Origin of the sequence: Butyrivibrio sp. WCD3002 (genome assembly GCF_000424265.1) — a bacterium.
Classification (GTDB): Bacteria; Bacillota; Clostridia; order Lachnospirales; family Lachnospiraceae; genus Butyrivibrio.
This window is the reverse complement of record NZ_AUJO01000002.1, coordinates 37925-62475: the sequence shown is the minus strand read 5'-3', so window position 1 is coordinate 62475 and position 24551 is coordinate 37925. Positions and strand designations below refer to the sequence as shown.

Genomic DNA, 24551 nt, shown 5'->3' with positions numbered 1-24551 from the left:
GGGTATCGTGAAAAAACAATATTTATCCACGTAAGAAAATCAGGAAATGGTGAAGTGGATTACGGGGATGAATGGGAAAATGTGATTTATCCACGTAAGATTGGCGGAAAAAAGGCTCAGGATTACGGGGGTGCTTAGAGAAATGAGATTCATCCACGTAAGAATGGCGGAAAAATGGCTAAAAATTACGGGGATGAAAAAAGAAAAACAATATTTTACCCGTAATAAAACAGGAGGAAGGGTTATGTTAAGAAAATTGTCGTTGTATTTGTCATTAGCGTTTATGCTGCTATTTTGCACTGTGGGAATCAGAGCATATGCAGCAGATGATGGGGTGGTTATAGATGAGAGTGAGACGGCAGTCACGTTATCACTTTACAAATTCAAGAGCGGGGAGAAGTTTAGAGAATATGTGGAAAGGGTGGTTAAGGCCACCGATGATACAACTGTAAGTTACACATTGGGCGATACCAGCGTTGAAGCTAGATGTGTGAAGACGGTTGGAAATCGTAAATACGTGGTGACTTTTCTATTCAGGATTTCCAGTGGGGAAAACTATGCTTCAAATAGGCTGTTGATACCCCAAAATGCTTTTCAGAAAGGCACGGCCTATAGCTGCAAGGTGGAAGTTAAGTCTTTAACGAATTATAGTAATAAAGAATTTAATTGGCCTTATACTACTATCATTCCACGAGAGGGAGAAGATTGTATAACTTTACCCATGTCGCCCATCAGGGTAAATACAGGTGAAAGCTTCAACTATAGTTATAAACTTGCAAAATCCAAGGATCAGGGCGAGTGTACTTTAGACTTAACTGTGGGTGATGTAGAGTATAAAAGCGATGAGGAAAAAGTAATCGCAGAGAGAATTGTAAATGCCTTAAATGCCGCAGCCGATGCAGGCAGGATAGGCTCACAAGTTAAAAAATATACTTCTTCCGGCAGTCAGGTTGTAGAGATGTCTTTCGATATGGATAGGGATAATAAGTATGATTTTACTGTAACAAAGTACGATAATTACTATGTATTCAGTGAACTTTATGCCCTTACTGATTCACCTGGTTGGACTTTGAAACTGACAGGGGAGGAAAAGCAAGCTTTAGATGAGACTGGAAGCGAGTATTATAGTACAGTATACATATATATGTATGAACTGCAATATAACATGGGTGAATTATCAATCGATTTTAATAAAGGTGATTTTTTATTTAATCTTAATAACGACACACAGTACGCTTATGCATTGTTTCTGTATGATACGCTCGTATTAGCATCAGATAGGGGAAATTATGGTTTACCTGAGCAGATTTCCTTTTCAGATCAGAAAGTTTCTGAAGGCAATTTGGTATTCTACAATTTAAATTCAAACGATGATAAGTATGATATCGCAGTTGCGATTAAGAATAATAAACTTATAATCAGTCAGCTTGATACCTGTGATTGTGGAGATGAATTTGCTCTTGAACTGAATGAAAAAGCAAAAAAATTTGCTGAAAATGATGGTGACGGATATTACACTCCTCTTAAATTCAAGTTCAAGAAGCAGGCTTCAGAAACTTCAGAGCAGAACAAACAGGAAGAATCTGCTAAGAAGCAGGAAGAAACCCAAAAGGTTGAGGATCCTGTAGCAGAGACAGAGGTTACATTAAACAACGCAACTTATAAGATTGATGGAGAAAATGCAACTCTTTCGACAGCAAGTACAACAACAGGTAACTTCAGTGTTCCTGCTAATGTTACCATCGGTGGCAAGAGCTACGCTGTAACAAGGATTGCAAATAACGCCTTTAAGGGAAGTGCTATAAAGAGCCTTACAATAGGTAATAGCATCACAGAGATTGGTGACAGCGCATTTACAGGCTGCAAGAATCTTACAAAGGTTACAATCGGTAAGAACGTTGCAAAGATTGGCAAGAAGGCATTCTTCAATTGTCCTAAGCTTAAGAAGGTTACCTTCAAGGGACAGAAAGTAAAGAAGATTGGTTCCAAGGCATTTAAGAAGATTAAGAAGGGTGCATCCTTCAAGGTTCCTAAGAAATCAATTCCTTCTTACACCAAGCTCTTAAAGGGTAAGAGAGACAATGGTTCAAAGATTACCAAGTAATTAAAGACAATTAAAATGCTTAGTATATTCTCGTGACAATAGAAACTAAGTGATAAAAAGAGAGGGTATTCGCTTTAGATAATGAGCTAATCCCTCTTTTTATTTGAAATATATACTAAACTATATTTTTCTATGAAAAAGAAACTCTATCTGATATAATGTTATCCGATATTGTTTTTGACAGGAGGACATTTGATTTTGGAACACGAACATCGCAGCTCATTTTCAGGAAAAATTGGTTTTGTGCTCGCTGCTGCGGGAGCATCTGTAGGTTTGGGAAATATTTGGAGATTCCCTTATCTTTGTGCAAAATATGGCGGAGGAATTTTCCTTCTCGTATATATAGTTCTTGCACTTACTTTTGGTTACACAATGATCATCGCTGAGACAGCAATAGGACGCACTACGAAAAAGAGTCCTGTAAGTGCATTCAGATCCCTTGGCGGAACTAATGCAATGCGACTTGGCGGATGGATGAATGCTATAATCCCTATGCTGATCGTACCTTACTACTCGGTTATCGGCGGGTGGGTTTGCAAATACTTATTTGAATACTTTAGAAGTGAAGCGAAGGACATTGCTACTGACACATTTTTTGTGGACTTTATCTCAAACGGTGCAGAAGCTGAGATTTGGTTTATTGTTTTCATGCTCATGGTTTTAATAGTTATTTTCATGGGTGTTAGAAACGGTATTGAGAGAGTATCAAAATTCATGATGCCTATACTTGTGGTATTGGCAATTGTTATCTGCGTGTATTCCGTTACACGTCCCGGAGCTCTTGAAGGCGTTAAGTACATGCTTGTACCTAACATGGAGAACTTCTCATGGATGACAGTGGTTTCTGCCATGGGACAGATGTTTTACTCACTTTCAATTGCTATGGGTATCCTTATTACCTTTGGTTCCTATGTAAAAGATGAGGTAAGCATTGAGGATTCAACAAGACAGGTAGAGTTCTTCGATACTGCCATCGCTATACTTGCAAGCCTTATGATCATCCCTGCTGTATTTGCTTTTTCGGGCGGAGATCCTGAGACACTTAAGGCAGGCCCTTCACTTATGTTCATTACCATGCCTAAGATTTTTGCAAGCATGGGCTTTGGAAGATATATAGGAGTTCTTTTCTTTGCCCTTGTACTTTTTGCAGCTGTAACAAGTGCCATCGCTCTTACAGAGAGCTGCGTTTCTACTTTTTCCGATGAGTTTGGATGGAGCAGAAGAAAGGGCACAGTTGTAATGGCAGTTGTCATGATCATACTTGGAAGTCTTTCATCACTTGGAAACGGTCCTCTTGCTAATGTGACTATATTTGGTATGCAGTTCCTTGATTTCTTTGATTTCCTTACAAACTCTGTGATGATGCCTATTGCAGCATTTGCTACCTGTATCTTGGTAGTTTATCACATGGGACTTAGTAAGATTGATGAAGAGGTTATGCAGAATGGTCATCCTTTCAGAAGAAGAGCTATATTTGGATTTATGATCAAATACCTTTGCCCGCTTTTCGTAATCATCATTCTGTTCAGTTCAGTTGCATCTGTTCTTGGACTTATAAGTTTTTGATTTGTTTATTGTTGCCACAGATAGTAAAATTGATACTGTCTGTGGCGTTTTTTATAGGAGATCAAAATGGAAATCACAACTCTTTGTTACATCGAGCATGAAGGCAAATACCTGATGCTTCATCGCGTAAAGAAAAAGAACGATATAAATGTGGGCAAGTGGATAGCCCCGGGAGGTCATCTTGAAAAGGGTGAGAGCCCTGATGACTGCGTAAAAAGAGAAGTCCTTGAAGAGACGGGACTGACTCTCAGATCAGCAAGGTTTAGAGCGATTGTGACCTTTTGCGCCGGAGACCTCACAGAGTATATGTGCCTTTTTACCTCGGATGATTTTGAGGGTGAATTAAAAGACTGTGATGAGGGCACTCTTGAATGGGTACCCATGGAAGCTGTAAGTAAGCTCAACCTCTGGGAGGGAGATCTGATTTTCCTAAAGCTTATCAGCAATCCGGAGCAGCCCTTCTTTTCACTAAAGCTGACTTACGACGGTGATAAGCTGACGGAAGCAGTGCTTGATGGTAAAAATCTGGTACAGCGCAATGGTTAAATGTTTATAAAATATGTTCAATTCTGTTCTGTACTTATAAGTGCCCCCATACAGAAGATTTGCGCAGGAGCATTCACCGACTGCGAAAATCTGAAGAAAATAACAATTAACGCCAATGATCTTAAGAGTGTTGGCGCAAAGAGCTTTAAGGGTATAAGCAGTAAGGCGACCATCACTATTATCTGCAAGGATAAGAAAACCTACGATAATGCAGTTAAGATGATCAAGAAGGCAGGAGCTAAGAACGCTAAGTTCAAATTCAAGAAAGGCTGATTTTTACTGAAGAGATTCAAAATCAAATAAAAAAGTAAAAAAATTTTTATAACCGGTGCAACATTTTTCGATGCCCATCTGTATATAGAGTAGAACAGCAAAAATAAAGCTCTAAACGGAGGGAGAAAGTTATGAGTAGAAAAATGAGATTTGCACCGGTTATTTTATGTGGAACAGTTTTAACAGGAAGCCTTTACGGCTGCGGAAAAGCATCTGAAACAGCAGCGACTGAGAGCCCTGCTACAGCTTCAGAAACCACAACACAGTACTATGGAGATAATGCAGATGAATATGCCTGCACTGAGGCAGAGCCTTCAGAATCCTACGCACCGGTTGGCAGCGCAAAGAGCCTTTTTGGCAGCAACACCGAGGAGACCTTCGACTGCGAAGCTGCGGAGGAATGCACAGATGTTTACAGCTACTATCCTGATTATTTTTACACAGAGCCTAACACAGAGTCCTACGACAAGCCTGAAGAGAACGGCTACAACCTTGTAGCAACAAATCCTCTTTCAACCTTTGCGGCAGATGTGGACACAGCATCCTACACCAACATTCGCAGAATGATCGAGGATGGCTACACACTTAATGAGATAAACACCCAGGCAGTAAGACCCGAGGAGTTCATCAACTATTTTTCATATAACCTCAATAGCCCGGGAGCAGGAGAGAAATTTGGCATCACCACAGAGATTTCAAAGTGCCCCTGGAACGAGGATCACGAGCTGATGTTTGTAGGCATGAAAACAAGGGAGACAGACCTTGAGGAAGCACCCATGAGCAACCTGGTTTTCCTTATTGATGTATCGGGCTCCATGAGCGACGAGGATAAGCTCCCTCTTTTACAGAAGAGCTTCAAGGAGCTTGTGGACAACCTTCCTGACAAAGGAACAATATCAATCGTCACCTATTCCGGATGCGAGAAAGTTGTTCTTTCAGGTGAGAGCATGTCCAATAAGAAAAAGCTTAAGAAGGCCATCGACAGTCTTGTAGCTGAGGGCTGCACAAACGGCGAAGCAGGCATACAGAAGGCTTATGAGATAGCTAAGGACAATTACATCGAAAACGGAATAAACAGAGTTATCCTTGCAACAGACGGTGACCTCAACGTAGGTATTTCAAGCCCTGCAGAGCTTGAGCGCTTCATTGAAGGCAAGAAGGATGATGGAGTTTTCTTATCAGTTCTAGGCTTTGGCGATGGCAACTACAAGGATGACAGACTTGAAAAGCTGGCCGATTGCGGTAATGGCAACTATTCATACATCGACAGCTTCTATGAGGGCAAAAAGGTTCTGGTTGATGAGATGGGCACAACACTTATCACGATCGCAAAGGACGTTAAGTACCAGGTAGAGTTCAATCCCGGAAGAGTAAATGCATACAGACTTATCGGTTATGAAAACAGAATTATGGATGATGCAGATTTTAATGATGATACAAAGGACGGCGGCGAGATCGGAGCAGGCCACAGCGTAGTAGCTCTTTATGAGATCATCCCCGTAGGCAGCAAGGGAGAGATTTCACTTAAGTATCAGAATGGAAAAACAAATGTGGATACATGCGCTACAGAGTTCAGCGATGAGTACGCAACAGTGAGTGTTCGCTACAAGGAGCCCGATGCAGATAAGTCCAAGCTTTTCTCTATCGTAGTAAATGACAGCGCTTATGATAACAACGGCAGCGAGAACATCAGATTTGCAGGCATGGTTGCTGAGTTTGCAATGATCCTTGGCGACAGCCAGTTCAAGGGAACAGCATCCTATGATGACATCCTCGATAACTACAAAAAGCTCTCCACAAGAGATGAGTACAGGGATGAGTTCAACCAGCTGGTAAGAATGATGGCAAAGCGCTCATAATACGTGTTATACTATGCAGTGGAATTTAGCGGAAGGGCAGCTTCAGATAAAGGCTGCCTTTCCTTAGGGGAGAGTTAACATGGGGACATGCGTACTGCATAGGAACATCATATTTGAAATCATTGATGATGCGCGCTACGCACTGAAGATGGCAGCAGCTAATCTGCATAAGAAGATCAGAATTCTTTTCATGGCAGATGGCATAGAAGAAAGCACGAAAACCGCAGTCATTAGCAGTGAGGAAGCAGCAAAAAATGCCGGAAGATATCTTGATAAATACGGCAATTCAATTTTGAGACTGGCATATTCCTATCTTCACAACATGAGTGATGCCGAGGATATTTTGCAGGATACGCTGATCAGATATATCAAAACCACACCCGCATTTGAAAATGAAAAGCATGAGAAGGCATGGCTCCTTACAGTAGCAGTCAATCTCAGCAAGAATAAGATTGATTATCTCAATATCAGAAAAGCGGATGAGCTCTCAGAGGAGCTTATAGCTGAGAACAAGGAAGATCTGAGCTTTATCTGGGATGCGGTAAAGCAGCTCCCTGACAAATACAGAGAAGTAATACATCTTTTTTACGAGGAGGGTTATTCTACAAAGGACATAGCACTGATTCTTAAAAGAAACGAGTCAACTGTCAGATCTGACTTAAACAGAGGCAGACTGCAGCTTAAAAATATTCTGAAGGAGGCATACGATTTTGAGTAAGTATAATGAAATCATGGAAAATATCGAAGTCTCCGAGGAGATGAAAAACCGAATCCTTAAGAATATTGAAGCACAGGCGAAGGCAGCTGATCAGGGGCCAATCTTTAAGGATAGCAGCGAATCGGAGCCGGATGTAGAAGATAAGAACTTCGATAATAAGAAAAAGGAAAAGCCCGGTTCAGCCGAGATCATCAAATTCGTAACGAGCTTTGCCACAAAGGCAGCAGTATTTGCTCTGGTGGCAGCAGGGGCTTACGGTGTAATAAGGACTGTCGGACTAAAGAATTCATCCACCATGGAATCTGCCACCTACGAGGAAGCGGCTACAGCAACTGAGGAAGCCTACGAGACAGAAGCTTCCGCATGGACGGAGGAAGCCACCTACGAAACTGATGATGCTGAAATGGAAGAGGGTGCAGCCTACGAAACAGAGGCTACCAAGGATAGCAGTGAGGATAAGGCGGACAATAATGACGAAGCCTCTTATGCTATAGAAGAAGCTGAGGAAGGGACTGCAGCTGCGACTTCAGAAAACGGCATAACTCTTCTCATGGTTGGAGATATTCTCCTTCACACACCTGTTGAGGAAGCAGCCAAGACTACAAACGGTGACTACAACTTCGACTTTATCTTTGAGCATACAAAGGATGAAATAAGCGCAGCGGACATTGCAATGGTCAACCAGGAGGTGATCATTGGCGGTGAGGAGCTTGGAGTTTCCGGCTATCCTGCTTTCAATGCTCCCTATGCTATAGGAGATGCGCTTGTAAATGCAGGCTTTGACGTTATATGTCATGCCACCAACCATGCACTTGATAAGGGCAAAAAGGGAATCCTGAATACCACAAATTATTGGGAGGAAAATCATCCTGAGATCACTGTTGTTGGAATCAACGAAACTGAGGATGAGTATGAGAACATAGATATCATTGAAAAGGATGGTATCAGGATCGCGATACTTAATTACACCTTTGGAACAAACGGTATATCAGCTCCCTCCGATATGCCGCATATAGTTGATACCCTTGATGAGAACAAGGTAGCTGCAGACCTTAAATACGCGGAAGACAACGCAGATTTCACTGTTGTATGTCCTCACTGGGGAACGGAATACAAGCTTGGCATAGACAAGAGTCAGGAAAAATGGACCGATGTTTTCAGGAAAAATGGTGCTGACCTTGTCCTTGGAACACATCCTCATGTTATCGAGCCTATAGAGCTTATCACTGAAAATAAGGATGGGATCACCAATAATCACGGCGATGGCGACATGCTCGTTTATTATTCACTTGGTAATTTCGTGAACTGGACATCGGGTACAGGAGACGGAACCGCTAATCGCATGCTTGGAGGTATGGCGAATGTAACTATTTCAAGGGATGAAAATGGCGACATTGCGGTATCGGATTATTCTGTGAGAGCAGTTGTCTGCCACGTTGAGAGCGGCCCTCAGAATGTAACTGTTTATCCGCTTTCTGATTACACTGACGCTTTAGCTTCTGAGAATGAGATAAGGACTCAGGATCCTTCATTCTCCAGAGAGTACCTTGTTAAACTGTGTAATGAAATTTGGGGGAATATCTGGAAATGAATGTAAAGAATAGTCTATTAACAATATATGTGGGCATCATCCTGACGCTTATACTTCTCGGAATCGGAATCGGTGTCTTCAACCATACCATGGAAAAGAGGAAGACTCAGACCACGGAGGTGGTAGAAGAGCAGGAGCCCGAGACAGACATTAAGGCAAGCCTTGCGGTTCGTACGGAAGACATAATAAAGGGTGAATCCGAAGGTATAATCAAGGATGGATCAGCAGAGCAGAGAGAAAATCCCGGAACCCAGAATCCTTTTGTTGTGACACCAAAAAACAACATAGAAAAGCCCATAAATCTTGATGAGGATGAGGATGAAGCCTTAAAGTCTGATGCTGGCAGCAGTAAGGACAATACCGTTGATTCTAAGAAAACTGATGATGCAGGTCAGAATGGTAGCAATGATGCCGGTAGCAATGCTTCTAATGAGCAGGAAAACAAGGAAACAGTCCAAAGCTCCGAAGAGGATGATGATATCGCCATGGGCTATCAGGCAAGACAGGGGAATGAGCCTGAGGTCCTTAATTTTGTGGATGTGTATCAGGAGCAGTATCAGGTGGAGATTGATCCCGACGTCAGAAAGCATGACTATATCCTTGACTGCTTCAAGGAAAACGGAAGATATATCAAATACGAGGGAGATAAAAGCTACAGATACCGCCTTGGAATTGATATATCACATCACGATGGCGAGATAGATTTTAATGCTGTTAAGGAATCCGGAATAGATTTTGTAATTATCCGCGTGGGCTACAGAGGCTACGGCGCTGAGGGAATTCTAAGAGAAGATAAGAACTACAGGCAGTACATCGAGGCTGCCCATGATGCGGGTCTTGATGTGGGAGTTTATATTTTCTCACAGGCGATAAACACGGACGAAGCAAGGGAAGAAGCGGAGCTTGTGCTGAATGCACTTGAAGATTACGATATAGAGCTTCCTGTAGTTTATGATCCCGAAAGCATACTTAACGCAAATGCCAGAACGGATTATGTTTCAGCTGAGCAGTTTACGGAGAACGCTGTTACATTTTGTCAAATAATGGAGGATGCGGGCTACCAGCCCATGATCTACTGCAATATGTTATGGGAGGCCTTTAAGCTCGATCTTTATCAGCTGTCCGACTATCCCATCTGGTATGCGGACTATGAAGAAAAACCGCAAACACCCTACTATTTTTCCTTCTGGCAGTATTCAAATACCGGTAAGGTCCCGGGAGTCGATGGTATGGTGGACCTTGATATCCAGCTTATTCCTGCAGAATGACATCCGGGAAAAAAGAATAATTACATATTTGTGAAAATGTAAAATGGAGCAGATGCTTATAAAATCTGCTCCATTCCTACTTTATAGGGCTTCATGCCAAGTGACTCATAGAATTTCATGGCACCTTCATTGCAGTTCCACACATTCAGAGTCACGTTGTAATAGCCATTTTCTTTTGCCCAGGAAAGAACATATTCGTAGAGGCTTTTTCCAACATGCTGACCTCTGGCATTTTCATCCACACAAAGATCATCGATATACAGCGTCTTTACATCCGTAAGAAGCTGATCATCTATATGCTGCTGGTGCACGCAGAAGGCATAGCCAAGCATCACGTCCTCGTCATTAACTGCGGCAAAGATCGGTCTTGTGCTATCCTTAAGAATCTCCTTAAGCTCCTCGTCATTATACTTATTGGCCTTTTTGAAAAGATCAGGTCTTCCTATATGGTGAACCAGGTTGACCTGTCTTAGCAATTCGTGCATCTGAGGTATGTCTTTTTCTTCTGCTTTTCTAAAATTCATGGTGAAATCTCCCTGTTGTAAATGTTTGACGCGGCACATAATCTTGTGATTGTGCAAAGAACTAAAGCAAGATTTAGTGGTTTGTGGTATAGTAATTTTGTATGAGTTTTTTCTCGAATTATTATGAGTATAAATGAAAAAAGAAAATGAATAAAGTAAATTATGCAAAAGAGCTTGAAAAAAAAATAGAAGAATTCCAAAAGGAAGGCAGGATACCGAGTCTTCTTTTACATGCCTGCTGCGCGCCTTGCTCATCCTATTGTCTTGAGTATCTTAGGCAGTATTTTGATATAACGGTGTTTTATTACAACCCCAATATCATGAATGAGCCTGAGTACAGGAAACGTGTAGAGGAGGAGAAGCGCCTTATTGCCGAATATAACAGGCAGGTGGAAATAGGTGATTTTGAAGGGATGAATTCCGATTTATCCGCAAGGAAGATAGAGATTATAGAAGGCGACTATGTGGTGAAGGATTTCCTTGATGCGGTGAAGGGCTTGGAAAGCTGTCCTGAGGGAGGCGACAGATGTACTAAGTGCTTTGAACTCAGACTTGAGGAGAGCGCAAAGGTTGCTGCCGAGAAGGACTTTGATTTTTTCACGACAACCCTTACCATATCGCCCCTTAAGGATGCCGACAGGCTAAACAGAATCGGTAACGAAATGGCTAAGAAGCATGGCACATTTTTCCTGCCATCGGATTTTAAGAAAAAAGAAGGCTATAAGAGATCTATAGAGCTGTCTCGTAAGTTTGACTTATACAGACAGGACTTTTGCGGCTGCGAGTTTTCAAGATTGCAGCGTCTTGCGGAAAAAGAAAGTTAAGGTATTTTTTGGGGGGATTAGTATGAAAAGAAAGAGGTTATGGGAGCTTGTTGCATTCCTCTTAATTTTTACAATTGTTTTTGGCGGGCTTTTAAATGTTTTCACAGTTAAGGGAAGCCCGGGGGAACCAAGACTATACAGCGTATACGAGGGCTATGCTAAAAACACCGAGGTGCTGTTTGCGGGAAGCAGCCATGCAGGACAGCTCCTTGGACGTAATCTTTGGGAGGATTACGGAATAGCGGCTTATACCATCGCAGGCAATTCTCAGCCTGTGGATATCATGTATTACACAATCAAAGAGTTTTTGAAATATGAAAAGCCGAAGGTCATTATGGTGGAGACGGCTTTTATTCCTGATGACAGCATTTCCGAGCCTGATACGGAATATGCGGGAAGTACCATCAATGATTCGCCTATAAGATTTTCTCTAAATTATATGGATCTGACAATTAGCCAGATTGGTAATTTTGGACTGCCCTTAGGTACTGAAGGTGCGCCTCTTGTACTGAAGTGGCCCCTTGAGCATGAAAGATACAAGGACCTTAATAAGGATGATTTTGTAATCAGTATGCCCTATGTAAACACAGACCTTGAGCCCCTGTATTCCACTCCGGATGAAGAGGTTTCAATAGTTACCACAGACAGAAGAGAGAAGCTAAGCGATGTGGGAGAGAAGTATCTGAATAAGCTCATCACTCTTTGTGAGAAGGAAAAAATCGAGCTTATTTTATTCCATACACCTTATCCTGCACCCGAGATTTCCATGGCTCAGCAGAATACCATCAGCGATATAGCAAAAGAAAAGGGAGTGACCTTTCTTGATTTTGACTATCTGCTTGATGAGATTGGTTTTGATCCGCAGACAGATCAGAGCAGAGACTTAAATCACTGCAACTATTACGGTGCAGAGAAAATAACGAATTATATCGGAGAGTATTTATCCGAAAGCTATGACGTGGGAAATCACAGAGGTGATCCTGCTTATGAGAACTGGGACAAGGATCTTTTAGCATATAATAAGCATTTCCTTAAGCAGAGCTTTGATCTTTCGAACGACATTTCTGAATGGAGCAATGTTGTTGCTGCAAATGAGAATGACTTTGTTTTGGTTTTCACCCTTTCAGGTAATTACAAGCTGGGTGATGAAGAAATGATACGTGGCGTCCTTAGCAAGTTCGGAGATTATGATGAATTTTATGATAAGGGCGGAACGCTTATTTTAGATCACGGCAGTGTATTGTTTTCTTCCGGTGATGAAGCTGTTTATGCCTTTAACCACAAATTTGAAAATGCAAGTCTTTCAGTGATCAGGCGAAGGGACAACGCGGAATATGCTGCGGATGCTCCGGCGGAGAACGAAAATGACGGCATCTTTTTATGGAGCGAAAACTACATAAAAGCCGTAAACGGGCTTAACGTCATGGTATACGATGACGAGCTTGATGATGTGACGGATGCTGTCGGAATAGATGTTTATCTAAGCAGCTCTGAGCTTTTCAGAGATAAAGTAAATTATAATGCCATTGGAGAATAGGAATGCTTATACCATATTCGGTTTTGTTTCCGCTTATTATTTCTATAATAGTTCTTATTTTTATCATACCTTCAAGGCTTAGAAGCGTATTTTTGCTGGTGGCCGGTTTTGCTATTTACTGTGCCAGCGGAACCGCGGCTCTCTATATTTTGCCGGCAGTAGCGCTTTTTGCCTATTTGATTTCAAGAGTATTGGAAGGTGCAAAGGGGCAAGGACTTAAGAGGCTGATTCTTGCTATATCGGTGATCGTTCTTGCGGGTATGCTTCTTTGCTTTAAGTTTACAGGGCTAAAGGGCTTTGCGCCCATAGGAATATCCTTCTTTGTTCTGGAGGCCATATCCTATCTTGTTGATATTTACAGAGGGAAAATCGAAGCAGAGAAAAATCCGGTTTATGTGCTTTTATATCTGTGCTTTTTCCCTACGCTTACATCCGGTCCTATCGAGCGGGGCGGCAACCTCATACCCCAGTTTAAAAAGCTTGATAAGATAAGCAGAGGCGAGCTTTTTGATATAAACATAATCTGCGATAGTGCCATCGTCATAATCTATGGAATGTTCGTTAAGCTTGTTATTGCTGACAGATTTCTTCAGGTGACGGATCTTATTTTTTCAGAGTATTACAGATTTGGAACAGTAGCTCTTATTATCGGAGCAGGAAGCTTTGGTTTTCAGCTTTACTGCGACTTTATGGGATATTCCCACATAGTCCTCGGAGTGGCCGGGCTCTTTGGAATCAGGATAATCAATAACTTTAAGGCGCCTTACCTTTCTGCGTCTGTTTCTGAATTTTGGAGAAGATGGCATATATCTCTTAGCTCATGGCTTAAGGATTATGTGTATATAACTCTTGGAGGAAACAGGAAGGGGAAGATCAGGAAGTACATAAATCTCCTTATTACATTTATTGTCAGCGGACTTTGGCACGGCAACGGGATATCTTTCCTTATTTGGGGAGGACTCCATGGCATATATGTTATTGCAGATAATTTCCTTATGAGTCACGGATTATTAAAGAAAAAAACCGGGGAGCTGTCCTTTGGAAGCAGATTTCTTCACGCTGCAAGAACCTTTATCTTTGTGGATTTTGCATGGATTTTCTTTAGGGCGGACTCTGCGAAGATGGCCCTTTTATACATAAGGCAGATGCTCACTGTGCCGGATTTCTGGATACTGTCAGATACGGATAAGCTGTTTTCACTTGGACTTAATATACAGGAAATTGTAATTCTGATGCTTGCTCTTCCGGTTTTATTCGGAATGGATTATGTGACTGCAAAGAGAGACCTTCGTGTAGATCAGTGGCTGAGCACCCAGGGCAGAGCCTTCAGGGTTGTTTTTACACTGGCAATTCTTTTCTACACCATGATATTCGGTGTTTACGGAGGAACTGTTGATCCCAGCGCCTTTTACTATATGTCATTTTGAGGACAATAGCTTTGTGCTATAATCAGATTTGTCTTAAATAATAATTGCGAGGTATTTTGAAATGAGCTACGAACTTAATGAGAAACGTTTTCTTGATGAGCTTGAAAATGAGCTGTCCATAGATTCAGTGACAGGCCAGTATCATGAGCTTCAGGATTATCTTGTAAAAGAAATAGAAGGTCTTGGTTTTAAGACTGCTACATTAAATAAAGGTGGCATAATCGCTGAAATCGGCGGCGAGGGAAATCCTCTTCTTATTACAGCCCACGGCGATACGATCGGAATGATGGTACGTCATATTAACGAGGACGGCACCATTAAGGTCTACAAGGTTGGCGGTCTTTATGCATATCATACAGAGCGTGAGAATGTCCGTATCCACACCAGAAACGGCAAGGTTATTACCGGCTGCGTTCAGAGAAAAAATGCATCGGTTCATGTTACAGAGGATGAGCTTAATAAAGAGGTTCCTTCATTTGACTGTAACTCATTCGTAGTTCTTGATGAGGATGTTAAGAGTGCAGATGATGTAAGAAAGCTTGGAATCGAGATTGGCGACTACGTTGCTGTAGAGCCCAGATTTACTTATGCAAACGGTTATATCAAGTCCCATTTCATAGATGATAAGGCACTTCTGGCTATTCTTATGGAGTTTCTTCATGATGTTAAGGATGGTAAGATCGAGCTTAACCGCAAGGTTTACATATATGTTTCTTTCTATGAGGAGATTGGCCACGGCGGATCCTTCATTCCTGAGGATGTAAAGGATTTCCTTGCTCTGGATATTGCATGCATCGGACCCGAGCAGACAAGCTCCGAGCACAAGGTTTCAGTGTTCTGCATGGACAGCCGTTTCCCTTACAATATCGATATGATAAGAGAGCTTGAGGAAGCAGGTAAAAAATCAGGCGCTGACTATGTTGCAGATATTTTCACACCTCATTATGGAACAGATGCAGATCCCGCTCTGGTTGCAGGCTTCGATGTAAGACACGGCGCAATCGGACCCGGCACAAGAGCAAGCCACGGTTATGAGAGAACTCATATCGATGGAATTAAGAATACCTATAAGCTCCTTGCAGAGTATGTGGCAAAGTGATATAAATTTGAGGTGTATATTTAGGAGGACAAGTAATTGGAGAAAATATTAGAGTTGATTTCAAAAGAGGTGTCAGCTGCGTTTGAGGCAGCAGGCTATGATGCAGAGCTTGGAAAGGTTACGCTTTCAAACAGGCCTGATCTTTGCGAATACCAGTGTAACGGCGCTATGGCCGGTGCAAAAAAATATGGTAAGGCACCGTTTATGATAGCTGATGATGTAGCTGCAAAGCTTGAGGGCAGCGAGATTTTTTCATCAGTAGAATCCGTAAAGCCCGGATTCCTCAATCTTAAGGTAAGCGAGGATTTCGTAAGAGGTTATATCGTAAAAATGCTTCACGAGCATCATTTTGGTGTATCCACACCGCTTCATGCGCCTGAGTTCATGATCGACTACGGCGGACCTAACGTTGCTAAACCTCTTCATGTCGGACATCTTCGTTCTGCAGTTATCGGTGAGAGTATTAAGAGAATCCTTAAGTATGCAGGCTACAAGATCACAGGCGATATTCACCTTGGTGACTGGGGACTTCAGATGGGACTTATCATCACAGAGCTTAAGCACCGTCAGCCGGATCTTCCTTATTTTGATAAGGATCACAAGGGACAGTTCCCCAAGGAAGCTCCCTTTACTATCAGCGAGCTTGAGGAAATTTATCCCGCAGCAAGCGCTAAGTCCAAAGAGGACGAAGCATTCAAGGCTGAGGCAATGGAGGCTACAAAGCTTCTCCAGGACGGCGATAAGGGCTACCGCGCATTGTGGCACCATATCATGAATGTGTCTGTAAATGACCTTAAGAAAAACTATAAGAACCTGAACGTAAACTTTGATCTCTGGAGAGGTGAGTCAGACGTTCATGAAGTAATCCCCGGAATGGTTGATTACATGAAACAGCACGGCTACGCTCACGAGAGCCAGGGAGCACTCGTTGTTGATGTTGCTGAGGAGACAGATACCAAGGAGATTCCTCCCTGCATGATCCTTAAGTCAGACGGAGCATCTCTTTACAATACAACAGACCTTGCTACTATCCAGCAGCGTATGGAAGAGTTTAAGCCCGATGGTCTCATCTATGTTGTAGATAAGAGACAGGAGCTTTACTTCACACAGGTATTCCGCTGTGCAAGAAAGACAAAGCTTGTTCTTCCCGAGACAGAGCTTCATTTTGTAGGCTTTGGTACCATGAACGGCAAGGACGGCAAGCCCTTCAAGACAAGAGAGGGCGGCGTAATGCGTCTTGAGAAGCTCATTGCGGAGATCGATGAGCAGATGTACAGCCGCATCAAGGAAGGCAATCAGGATATTGATGATAACGAGGCAAAGGATACAGCCCACAAGGTAGCTCTTGCTGCCATCAAATACGGCGACCTTTCAAACCAGCCTTCCAAGGATTACATTTTTGATATTGATAAGTTCACTTCCTTCGAGGGAGATACAGGTCCGTACATTCTTTACACAATGGTACGTATCAAGTCTATCCTTTCAAAATATGAGAAGGAAGGCGGAGACGTTAAGGGAGCTCTTCTTAGAAATGCGCAGTCTCCTGATGAGAAGAACCTTATGCTTCTCCTTACAAGATTTGCTGATGCAGTCGAGAGTGCTGCAAGAGATCTTATGCCCAACAGAATCTGTGCATATATTTACGAACTGTCCAATGCACTTAACAGCTTCTATCACTCAACAAAGATTCTTACAGAGGCAGATGAAGAAAAGAAGAGCGGCTATATCGCACTTCTTAACGTAACACTTAAGGTTCTGGAGACAGGAATTGATCTTCTTGGCTTCAGCGCACCGGACAGGATGTAACCCCAAATACTTAGCGAGGTATTATCGAGCTTAGTATTTTGGAGTTGCTCTGGCGAGCGTAGCGAGAGCAGAGCTTCCTTGTTAAATTCGAGCCCTTGAAACCCTAAAAGTTTCGAGGGCTTTTTTAGTGATAATGTTTTCTGCGATTTATGCCGATATAGATTTTGGTTAGTATATTCATTTTATTTTTACTGACAAAAATATAATGGCACTTGCCGGACTTGGAGAATATGTTTATGGATATCAGAAGGATCCATTTAAATATTTTATTATCATTACTTATACTTACCGGGATGATTACGGCCTTTGGAATTTCAGCAAAGGCTGGTGAACTTGTGATTTATGGCGGTGAGGGAAATCGGGTTATTTCAAATTCATGTATAGTTTATATTCCGGAAGATATTAAGCAAAAAGGAATGCTTATAATAAATGGCGGGGATGTAACCATAGATGGACAGGGCCATACCATCACTGCCTGGTACGACTGGGTAGACAGGCAGACCGGTTATCCGGAGGAGTATACGAAAACTTCTATTCTCATAAACGGAAATGCCAATGTGACCATAAAAAATCTCACAATTGACTATTCTAAAATTACCGACGCAGATGAGGCTAAGCAGGTCATTTATGCCAACGGAAATGTAACTATCGAAAATTTAAAAATCAAAAATGCACCCTACAGAGCTATAAGGGTCAGTGATAATCAGACTTTCACAACCAACATCTCCAATGTGACCATTGAGAATTCCGAGTATGGTATCTTTTCCCGGGGCAATGTGAATTTTTCAAGCGGAAAGATATCCAATATTAAAAATGCTGCGATAGAAATGACCAAGGGTTCCTTCAATATGACAGGAGGAACCGTAAACAACGCTAATTCCAGAGATACCATGGGCGGAATTATTGTTAAGGGCGGTACCTTTAATATGACCGGAGGAGCAATAACTGCAGCCAGCGGAGGCGTTCATCTGTCGCAAAGCGGAATTATGAATATGACAGGCGGAAGTATCACCGGCTGTCTGCTTAAAGGCATAAACTATGCCGGTGGAACCCTTAATATTGGAGGAAGCGCTGTTGTTACTGACAACCCATCTGCGGTAGCGGCTACGAAGATCAATGTTTTAGTTGGAGATGGAAAAAAGATTAATATCATTTCAGCCCTTAATGATGATGCCGAAATAGGTGTTACCCTGCAGAATGTTTCTGATTCCTCGTTGCCCGTACCTATAACAAATGGTCTTACAAGCAGAGGAAATGCAGCAGCTTTTTATGCAGATAAAGCTTCAAAATATGCAGTTGGAAGAAGAGGAAATGAAGCTGTTCTTGCTCTTAAAGAAAATATCCATACAGTCAGCTTTAACACTGATGGAGGAAGCTCTGTTCCTTCACAGAAGATTTACACAAATGAAAAAGTCAATGAACCGGAAAAGCCGGTAAAAGGAAATTACTGTTTTGCGGGATGGTTTGACAGATATGGGAATAAATTCTCATTTTCAAATGGTATCGGTGAAGACTATACATTATATGCTAAGTGGGAAACACACAAGCATAGCTTTACCTATTCCGCAAGCGGAAACGCTATTATAGCGACCTGCAATAACCACGAGTTTTGCCCATTTGCAGGAAATGACTATAAGATCACACTGAGAATTGATCCGCCTGACATTGCTACGCCCGGTGCTGCAGGAGGTGCCAATGCCAAGCTTATCGGACTAAAGGAGTTTAACCAGGCCACAGGATTTTCTGTATCGGATAACTATGTGACCTATGTTGGCATAAACCAGACCAATTATCCCGAAGGCTTCGTACCGCCGATTTTTGCAGGTGATTACAGGGCAAGGGTATCCGCAGGCGGAGTTACAGCCTATGTAGACTATAGTATTACTACCGGCGGATCCGGAGATTCTTCCGGTGGAAATGGAAGCGGTGGAGGAACTAATCCCGGAGGGAATTCAGGCGGCAATTCCGAAGCTCAGAAAAACAGCGACGGTTCTGAAACTATTACAGAGACGAAAATGACTCCGGAAGGTGCCATGCTTATTTCTGTTATCTCTGTTGATAAGAACGGTGATACTGTTGAAAATATGATCTTTGAGTGCCTGTCCATCAGCGAGGTGTCACTTGTGTCCTACAATGGCAAAAAGAAAAAGGTGGAAGTTCCCGCTACCATCAAGGCAAAGGATATAACCTATAAGGTTGTGGAAATAGGTGATGGAGTTTTTAAGAACAATAAAAAGATAACCTCCATGACCACAGGAAAATATCTGACTGATGTGGGGAAAAACACCTTTAAGGGTGCTAAAAATCTTAAAACCTTTTTCTTTAAGGGAAAGCTTACAACTGTCGATAAAAATGCCTTTAAGAACATCAATAAAAAGGCAACCATCAAGATCAAAGCCGGCAAGAAGGATTTTAATACCAGCAAAAAGCTGATTCAGAAGTCAGGTATTGCCAAATCGGTAAAAATTAAAAGAAAGTGATAGAAACTATTTTATCCCGTTTCCTTATGCTATACTGTTTTCAGTGTGTTGTTACACGAAGGAGGGTATGCAAATGAGGAAACGGGTTCTTTCTGTAGTTCTAAGTCTCACCATTCTTACATCTTTGTCACAGATGAATTTTCAGAACAAAGTATATGCTGCATCTGATTATCAGGAATCTGCCGTGGAGACAGATGTTGATTTGTTGCCTGAAAAAACTGAAGATATGGGACAGGTTGCTGATGAGCCGGCAGAAGATGCTGGCACTTTTGAGGTTGACGATTCGCAGACGAATACGTCGGATGTGAATGATCCGGCTGAAAATTCTTCCGAAGAAGCTACAGCTGTTGATGCCGCAGATGAAACAGTCACTGACAAAAATTCATCTGAGAACAGTAATTCTGAGGATGCAGCATCTGAGAGCGAAGCGGCTAGTGAGACTAATACAGAAGATTCTGCAAGCAAAGCATCTGCTGAGGAGGCACCTTCACAAGCTGCAGCTGATAGCAGTATATCGGACGAGCTGAAAAAGGATGACGAAGCTGAAAGTGCATCTGATGAAAGCGAGCTTGAGGTTTCTGTACGAAATGCTGCAGATGACAATCCTGAGTGGTATAAAGATTTCGGATATGCATTTGATGACTATAATTCTGTGCTGATGTTATGGGATTACCATGGCAATGATTCGGATGTTGTTGTACCTGCCTATGCCGAGAAGGATGGAAAAAGATATCCTACGAGTATAGGCGGTTATATATTTGAAAGATGCGAACAGGTTACTTCCGTTACATTTGAAGAGGGCTGCAAGGCAACAGGTCTTTGCAATTTATTTTACGGATGCAAAAATCTTACCGGTGTCGAGTTTAATGGATTGGATACATCTGAAGTTGTTGATATGCGTCAGCTGTTTGACGATTGTAGAAACCTTGAAGAAATCAATCTTAATGAATTATCAGATACATCAAATGTTCAATACATGCATGGTGTATTTCAGGGATGTTATAAACTAAAAAAGATAACGATGGATAAAATCAGTACAGCATCTGCAAAAGAGATGAGTTTTATGTTTAATGGCTGCTCAAGTCTGGAAGAATTATCCCTCAGTAATTTTAATACCTCCAATGTGGAAACTATGGATCAGATGTTTGGTGGATGCAACAAACTTAAGAGTCTTGATCTAAGCGGTTTTGATACCTCGGAAGTAAAAGATATGTCCTGCATGTTTTCAGGATGTTTTTTACTGCAGAGTCTGAATATAGGTTCTTTTGATACTTCAAACGTTACCAATATGCGTGATATGTTTGGTAATTGCGAATCACTTGAATCTATAGATTTAAGTAGCTTTGATACTTCCAGTGTAACAGATATGGACTGCATGTTCTGTGGATGTAAATCTGTAAAAAGTCTTAATGTAAAGCACTTTAATACATCAAATGTAACTGATATGCAGGATATGTTTGGTGGGTGCACGTCACTTACAACGCTTGATCTTAATGGCTTTAATACATCAAATGTTACAGATATATCAGCGATGTTTAAGAACTGTGAAGCTGTTACATCCATTGATCTTTCTACCTTTGATACCGGGAAGGTGGTAGATATGAACGAGATGTTTTATAGATGTAAGGCATTATCATCACTTAATTTGAAGAAGTTTAATACTTCTAATGTTAAAAACATGGACTGGATGTTTGACGAGTGTAGCAGCCTTACAACGCTTGATGTCAGTGGCTTTAATATGAGCAATGTGACTAGTATGGGTGGCATGTTTCGGGGTTGCTCCGGATTAAAAAGTCTTGATCTAAGTAAATTCAAAACATCAAAAGTGACGGATATGGCACAGCTTTTTAATGGTTGTTCAGGTCTCACAGAGCTAAAAATTGATGAGCTTGATACTTCTGCTGTTACTACTATGTGGGGTATGTTTGAAGGATGTACCTCGTTAGCAGCTATAGATTTGTCCGGCTTTGATACAGCGAATGTGACTTCAATGGGCTATATGTTCAGTGGTTGTAGCGGCCTTGAAGCAATAGATCTTACAAGCTTCGATACTTCAGGTGTAATAAACATGGAGTGCATGTTTAGTGGTTGTCACAAGCTTAAATATCTGGATCTTAGTGGCTTTTCAATATTGGAAAACTGTAATCTGAAATATTTGATTTATGGTGAAGAAATAGAGGCTATCTATCTTCCTGAGTCCTGGAAATATGAATACTATGCACTTTCAAGTGTTTATAACACAGTTATTTATTATCCGCTGACAACTGCTGAGTGGAAGGCGCTCGGATATGAGCTTGGTGATACGGTAACTATAATCTGCTCTGATACCGACTCCTTACAGGATCCTGAGAGCCAGGAACCTGTTTATGATCCCGTCCTTAGAATTAAAAAATTCACAGCGCCATCTTCGAATTATTCTAAGAGTGTGGAGCTTGGTATAGTGCTTTATACATTTAAAATAGAGGAATTTCAGAAATCTGCGAAAATTGACTGTGAGGTAACAGCCGGTGCCTCCTGGAATCTGTACTCAGATGCATCTTTTAGCGACGAAGCTATTATAAAGGATCATATCGTTCAGCTTGATACAAGTAAGAAGGATCACTATTTTTACATTCTGGTTACAAGAGATGAACAAAACATCGTGTGCAAGCTGAATCTTATGTATAACCATGTCACAGCGCTTCATTATATGCGTGAGAGTTCTTTTACTTTCCCAAACTGGAGCTTGAAAAAACTATTAAACAGTTCTGATATACCGCAGAAGGACCTGGCTCAGATATGCCTTATTCTTAGTGCCAAGTCGGAGAATGGAAGTAATACCAATAGTAGTAATGCTCTGGATGAGGATCTGCTGGAACTCGGGCTTGTTGATCAGGTGAATGATTATAATAGAACACATTATATGTATGGCATCTATAATCCCAGCGTGGCAGCGCATACCTTTGCGCTTACAAAATATAAGCAGGGGAAAAATACCTATAACATAATAACTGTTGTTTGCAGAGGAACTACGCCGGGAGATGGCGATATGACATTGGATGCACTTCCGGATGGCTTCTTATTATCAGCATCTAATATTTACAATGATTTGAAGGCATTCCTAAAGGCAAGAGGCATCAATTCAATAAATGATTCCAACAACAGGTATCTGCTTACTGGTCATAGCCTGGGCGGTGCATCCGTTAATCTGCTGCAGTACCTGCTTATGGCGGAGGGAGGATGTTATGCAAATGATATTACCTGCTATACCTATGCCAGCCCTCTGACAACCTGGTCTTATGACAATTCACCTACGACCTATGGCTTTACCATGAATTTTCTTCGCTACGAAGATGCTGTCCCGATGACAAATAATTCTTATGGAAATATGCTGCAAAGTGCTTTAAGAAATAAGTTTAATCAGTCGGCTATAGGAAATCTGGCTGCATATTTGCAGTTATATGAGAAGAAAAACTATAAAGCCATGCGGTATGGTAGAGATTATTATCTTGGTCACACCAGTGACCGTATGAAATATTATTATAATCAGCTCACCGGTGACTCATATGGAAATGGTGATATCCGGCCTTTAAAACGCCATGTGTGTGAAACATATATGGCCTGTTTGCTGGCAGACTTTGATAGCGGTATGTTTGCTTCAAATGTCAGCTGGGCAAAAAAGCATAGACTTTGCTGTATATATTGTCCTGTTGATGTTTATGTAACGGATCCCGACAGCGGAGTAGTAATTGCTTCCGTAGTTAACAATAAGATTGTTGCTGAAGGCAATGAGGATGTTTCTGCACTGGCCCTTGGCGATTCCAAATTTGTAATCCTGTCAGGCGAAAAGGAATATGATCTTAAACTTGTAGGCAATGATACCGGTGAAATGGAAATCCGTTTCCAGGAAGAACAGTATGATGGAAACAATATTAGCTTTGAAAACTCCAGAGTGATCGAAAATATTGAACTTGAAACTGACAAGAATTTCATTACCACTGTTGGCTGTGAGGTAGAGCCTTATGATTATGAACTGAGTATTACTGATTCGAATGGTAAGATAGTAGCAACTGTAACTGACGATGGAAAAGAAGAGCCTGTTGAGCCAGGAACCGGAGGAGATGATCCTGGAACAGGTGAGGAACCGGCGATAGGAGACGATCCGGAAGCAGGTGGACAAGACACCGACAATGGAAAAACTGACCAGAATCATACTGCAGGTGAACAAAAAGCTTCTGTGGAAAACAAAATCGCGCTAACTGGAATTAGCTTAAGCTATTCAAAACTGACTTTAGGTAAAGGCGGATCCTTTAAGCTTGAAGCGACACCTGCGCCGCAAAATGCAGATATGCAGGCCCTTAACTGGTTAAGCAGTGATAGCAAAATCGCCACAGTAAGTAATGATGGTCTGATTAAAGCTAAAAAGAAAGGCACCTGCACAATCACGGTTACTACAGCAGACGGAAAGTTATCAGCTAAATGTGACCTCACCGTCAAGAAGGATCCTGTCAAGATTAAAAAGGCCACCCTTGATAAGAAAAAGCTGACCATGACAGTAGGAAGTACCTACTCACTGGTATCAGGATTTAAGCCTTTCAACGCTACCATAAAGAGCACAACCTTTAAATCAGATAACAAAAAGGTTGCTGCTGTTTCAAAGAACGGAGTTGTAACCGCTAAAAAGAAAGGTACCTGCACGATCACCGTAACAATCAAGGACAAAGCAGGAAAGAGTAAAACAGCTAAGTGCAAGGTGACTGTAAAATAGGCACTTTCTGTAAAAAAACAGCCAGGAAAAATGACCGCCTTCCGGGGAAAATTTGGCTTCCCGGAAGGCGGCAATTGTCTATTCTTCTTTTTTAAGAACATCATTCATCCATTTCTTAAGCAAAGTCATCACCGCGGCGGTTTCCGGAGCTAGCGGCGCCAGTGAAGGGAAAGCGTGTATTA

The 24551-nt window shown here is 41.7% G+C and carries 16 protein-coding genes; 15 read left to right on the top strand and 1 reads right to left on the bottom strand.

Annotated features, from left to right (window positions below; translation table 11 throughout):
• The first annotated feature begins 244 nt into the window (after positions 1–244).
• From G608_RS0103790 to G608_RS22180, 8 genes are all read left to right on the top strand, one after another.
• On the top strand, positions 245–2104 hold the full coding sequence (locus G608_RS0103790; RefSeq protein ID WP_026494910.1) for a leucine-rich repeat domain-containing protein: 1860 nt from the start codon (positions 245–247) through the stop codon (positions 2102–2104).
• A gap of 195 nt (positions 2105–2299) precedes the next feature.
• Positions 2300–3670 carry a sodium-dependent transporter gene (locus tag G608_RS0103785; RefSeq protein WP_026494909.1) on the top strand — a complete coding sequence of 457 codons (1371 nt, stop codon included), beginning with the start codon at positions 2300–2302 and terminating at the stop codon, positions 3668–3670.
• A 66-nt stretch (positions 3671–3736) separates the two neighbouring features.
• On the top strand, positions 3737–4216 hold the full coding sequence (locus G608_RS0103780) for an NUDIX hydrolase (RefSeq protein WP_035794627.1): 480 nt from the start codon (positions 3737–3739) through the stop codon (positions 4214–4216).
• Complete coding sequence (locus G608_RS0103775) at positions 4217–4489, top strand: leucine-rich repeat protein (protein ID WP_026494907.1); 273 nt, start codon at positions 4217–4219, stop codon at positions 4487–4489. It abuts the gene before it with no gap.
• A 131-nt stretch (positions 4490–4620) separates the two neighbouring features.
• Entirely contained in the window at positions 4621–6348 is a 1728-nt protein-coding gene (locus G608_RS0103770) for a vWA domain-containing protein (RefSeq protein ID WP_026494906.1), read from the top strand.
• 79 nt (positions 6349–6427) lie between these two features.
• Complete coding sequence (locus G608_RS0103765) at positions 6428–7066, top strand: RNA polymerase sigma factor (protein ID WP_242829327.1); 639 nt, start codon at positions 6428–6430, stop codon at positions 7064–7066.
• A complete protein-coding gene (locus tag G608_RS19775; RefSeq protein ID WP_051208799.1) occupies positions 7059–8657 on the top strand; it encodes a CapA family protein in 1599 nt (532 codons plus the stop codon). The genes G608_RS0103765 and G608_RS19775 overlap by 8 nt, the downstream gene beginning before the upstream one ends.
• Entirely contained in the window at positions 8654–9925 is a 1272-nt protein-coding gene (locus tag G608_RS22180) for a glycoside hydrolase family 25 protein (protein WP_051208797.1), read from the top strand. Before G608_RS19775 ends, G608_RS22180 begins: the two co-directional genes overlap by 4 nt.
• 56 nt (positions 9926–9981) lie before the next feature.
• Here the strand turns inward: G608_RS22180 and G608_RS0103750 are convergent, their stop codons facing one another.
• On the bottom strand, positions 9982–10449 hold the full coding sequence (locus G608_RS0103750; protein WP_026494904.1) for a GNAT family N-acetyltransferase: 468 nt from the start codon (positions 10447–10449) through the stop codon (positions 9982–9984).
• 146 nt (positions 10450–10595) lie between these two features.
• Here G608_RS0103750 and G608_RS0103745 point away from each other — a divergent pair, with 146 nt between their 5' ends.
• From G608_RS0103745 to G608_RS22175, 7 genes are all read left to right on the top strand, one after another.
• A complete protein-coding gene (locus G608_RS0103745) occupies positions 10596–11273 on the top strand; it encodes an epoxyqueuosine reductase QueH (protein WP_026494903.1) in 678 nt (225 codons plus the stop codon).
• 22 nt (positions 11274–11295) lie between these two features.
• Entirely contained in the window at positions 11296–12810 is a 1515-nt protein-coding gene (locus tag G608_RS0103740) for a hypothetical protein (RefSeq protein WP_026494902.1), read from the top strand.
• A 2-nt stretch (positions 12811–12812) separates the two neighbouring features.
• Positions 12813–14237: an MBOAT family O-acyltransferase gene (locus G608_RS0103735; protein ID WP_051208796.1), complete on the top strand. Its 1425-nt coding sequence runs from the start codon at positions 12813–12815 to the stop codon at positions 14235–14237.
• Positions 14238–14298: 61 nt separating this feature from the next.
• Positions 14299–15336, top strand: a complete 1038-nt coding sequence (locus G608_RS0103730) for a M42 family metallopeptidase (protein WP_026494900.1) — start codon at positions 14299–14301, stop codon at positions 15334–15336.
• A 36-nt stretch (positions 15337–15372) separates the two neighbouring features.
• Positions 15373–17142, top strand: a complete 1770-nt coding sequence (argS, locus tag G608_RS0103725) for an arginine--tRNA ligase (RefSeq protein ID WP_026494899.1) — start codon at positions 15373–15375, stop codon at positions 17140–17142.
• 236 nt (positions 17143–17378) lie between these two features.
• A complete protein-coding gene (locus tag G608_RS0103720; RefSeq protein ID WP_026494898.1) occupies positions 17379–19622 on the top strand; it encodes an InlB B-repeat-containing protein in 2244 nt (747 codons plus the stop codon).
• 73 nt (positions 19623–19695) lie between these two features.
• Positions 19696–24369 (top strand): BspA family leucine-rich repeat surface protein, encoded by a 4674-nt coding sequence (locus G608_RS22175; RefSeq protein ID WP_051208794.1) that lies wholly within the window; start codon positions 19696–19698, stop codon positions 24367–24369.
• Positions 24370–24551: the final 182 nt, after the last annotated feature.

What these genes read in the sequence shown, in the direction of transcription:
- G608_RS22180 (WP_051208797.1), top strand. Translation starts at nt 8,654, where the DNA reads ATGAATGTAAAGAATAGTCTATTAACAATATATGTGGGCATCATCCTG.
- G608_RS0103720 (WP_026494898.1), top strand. Translation starts at nt 17,379, where the DNA reads ATGGATATCAGAAGGATCCATTTAAATATTTTATTATCATTACTTATA.
- G608_RS0103765 (WP_242829327.1), top strand. Translation starts at nt 6,428, where the DNA reads ATGGGGACATGCGTACTGCATAGGAACATCATATTTGAAATCATTGAT.
- G608_RS0103735 (WP_051208796.1), top strand. Translation starts at nt 12,813, where the DNA reads ATGCTTATACCATATTCGGTTTTGTTTCCGCTTATTATTTCTATAATA.
- G608_RS0103750 (WP_026494904.1), bottom strand. Translation starts at nt 10,449, where the DNA reads ATGAATTTTAGAAAAGCAGAAGAAAAAGACATACCTCAGATGCACGAA.
- G608_RS0103790 (WP_026494910.1), top strand. Translation starts at nt 245, where the DNA reads ATGTTAAGAAAATTGTCGTTGTATTTGTCATTAGCGTTTATGCTGCTA.
- G608_RS0103730 (WP_026494900.1), top strand. Translation starts at nt 14,299, where the DNA reads ATGAGCTACGAACTTAATGAGAAACGTTTTCTTGATGAGCTTGAAAAT.
- G608_RS0103775 (WP_026494907.1), top strand. Translation starts at nt 4,217, where the DNA reads ATGTTTATAAAATATGTTCAATTCTGTTCTGTACTTATAAGTGCCCCC.
- G608_RS0103740 (WP_026494902.1), top strand. Translation starts at nt 11,296, where the DNA reads ATGAAAAGAAAGAGGTTATGGGAGCTTGTTGCATTCCTCTTAATTTTT.
- G608_RS0103770 (WP_026494906.1), top strand. Translation starts at nt 4,621, where the DNA reads ATGAGTAGAAAAATGAGATTTGCACCGGTTATTTTATGTGGAACAGTT.
- G608_RS0103780 (WP_035794627.1), top strand. Translation starts at nt 3,737, where the DNA reads ATGGAAATCACAACTCTTTGTTACATCGAGCATGAAGGCAAATACCTG.
- G608_RS0103745 (WP_026494903.1), top strand. Translation starts at nt 10,596, where the DNA reads ATGAATAAAGTAAATTATGCAAAAGAGCTTGAAAAAAAAATAGAAGAA.
- G608_RS22175 (WP_051208794.1), top strand. Translation starts at nt 19,696, where the DNA reads ATGAGGAAACGGGTTCTTTCTGTAGTTCTAAGTCTCACCATTCTTACA.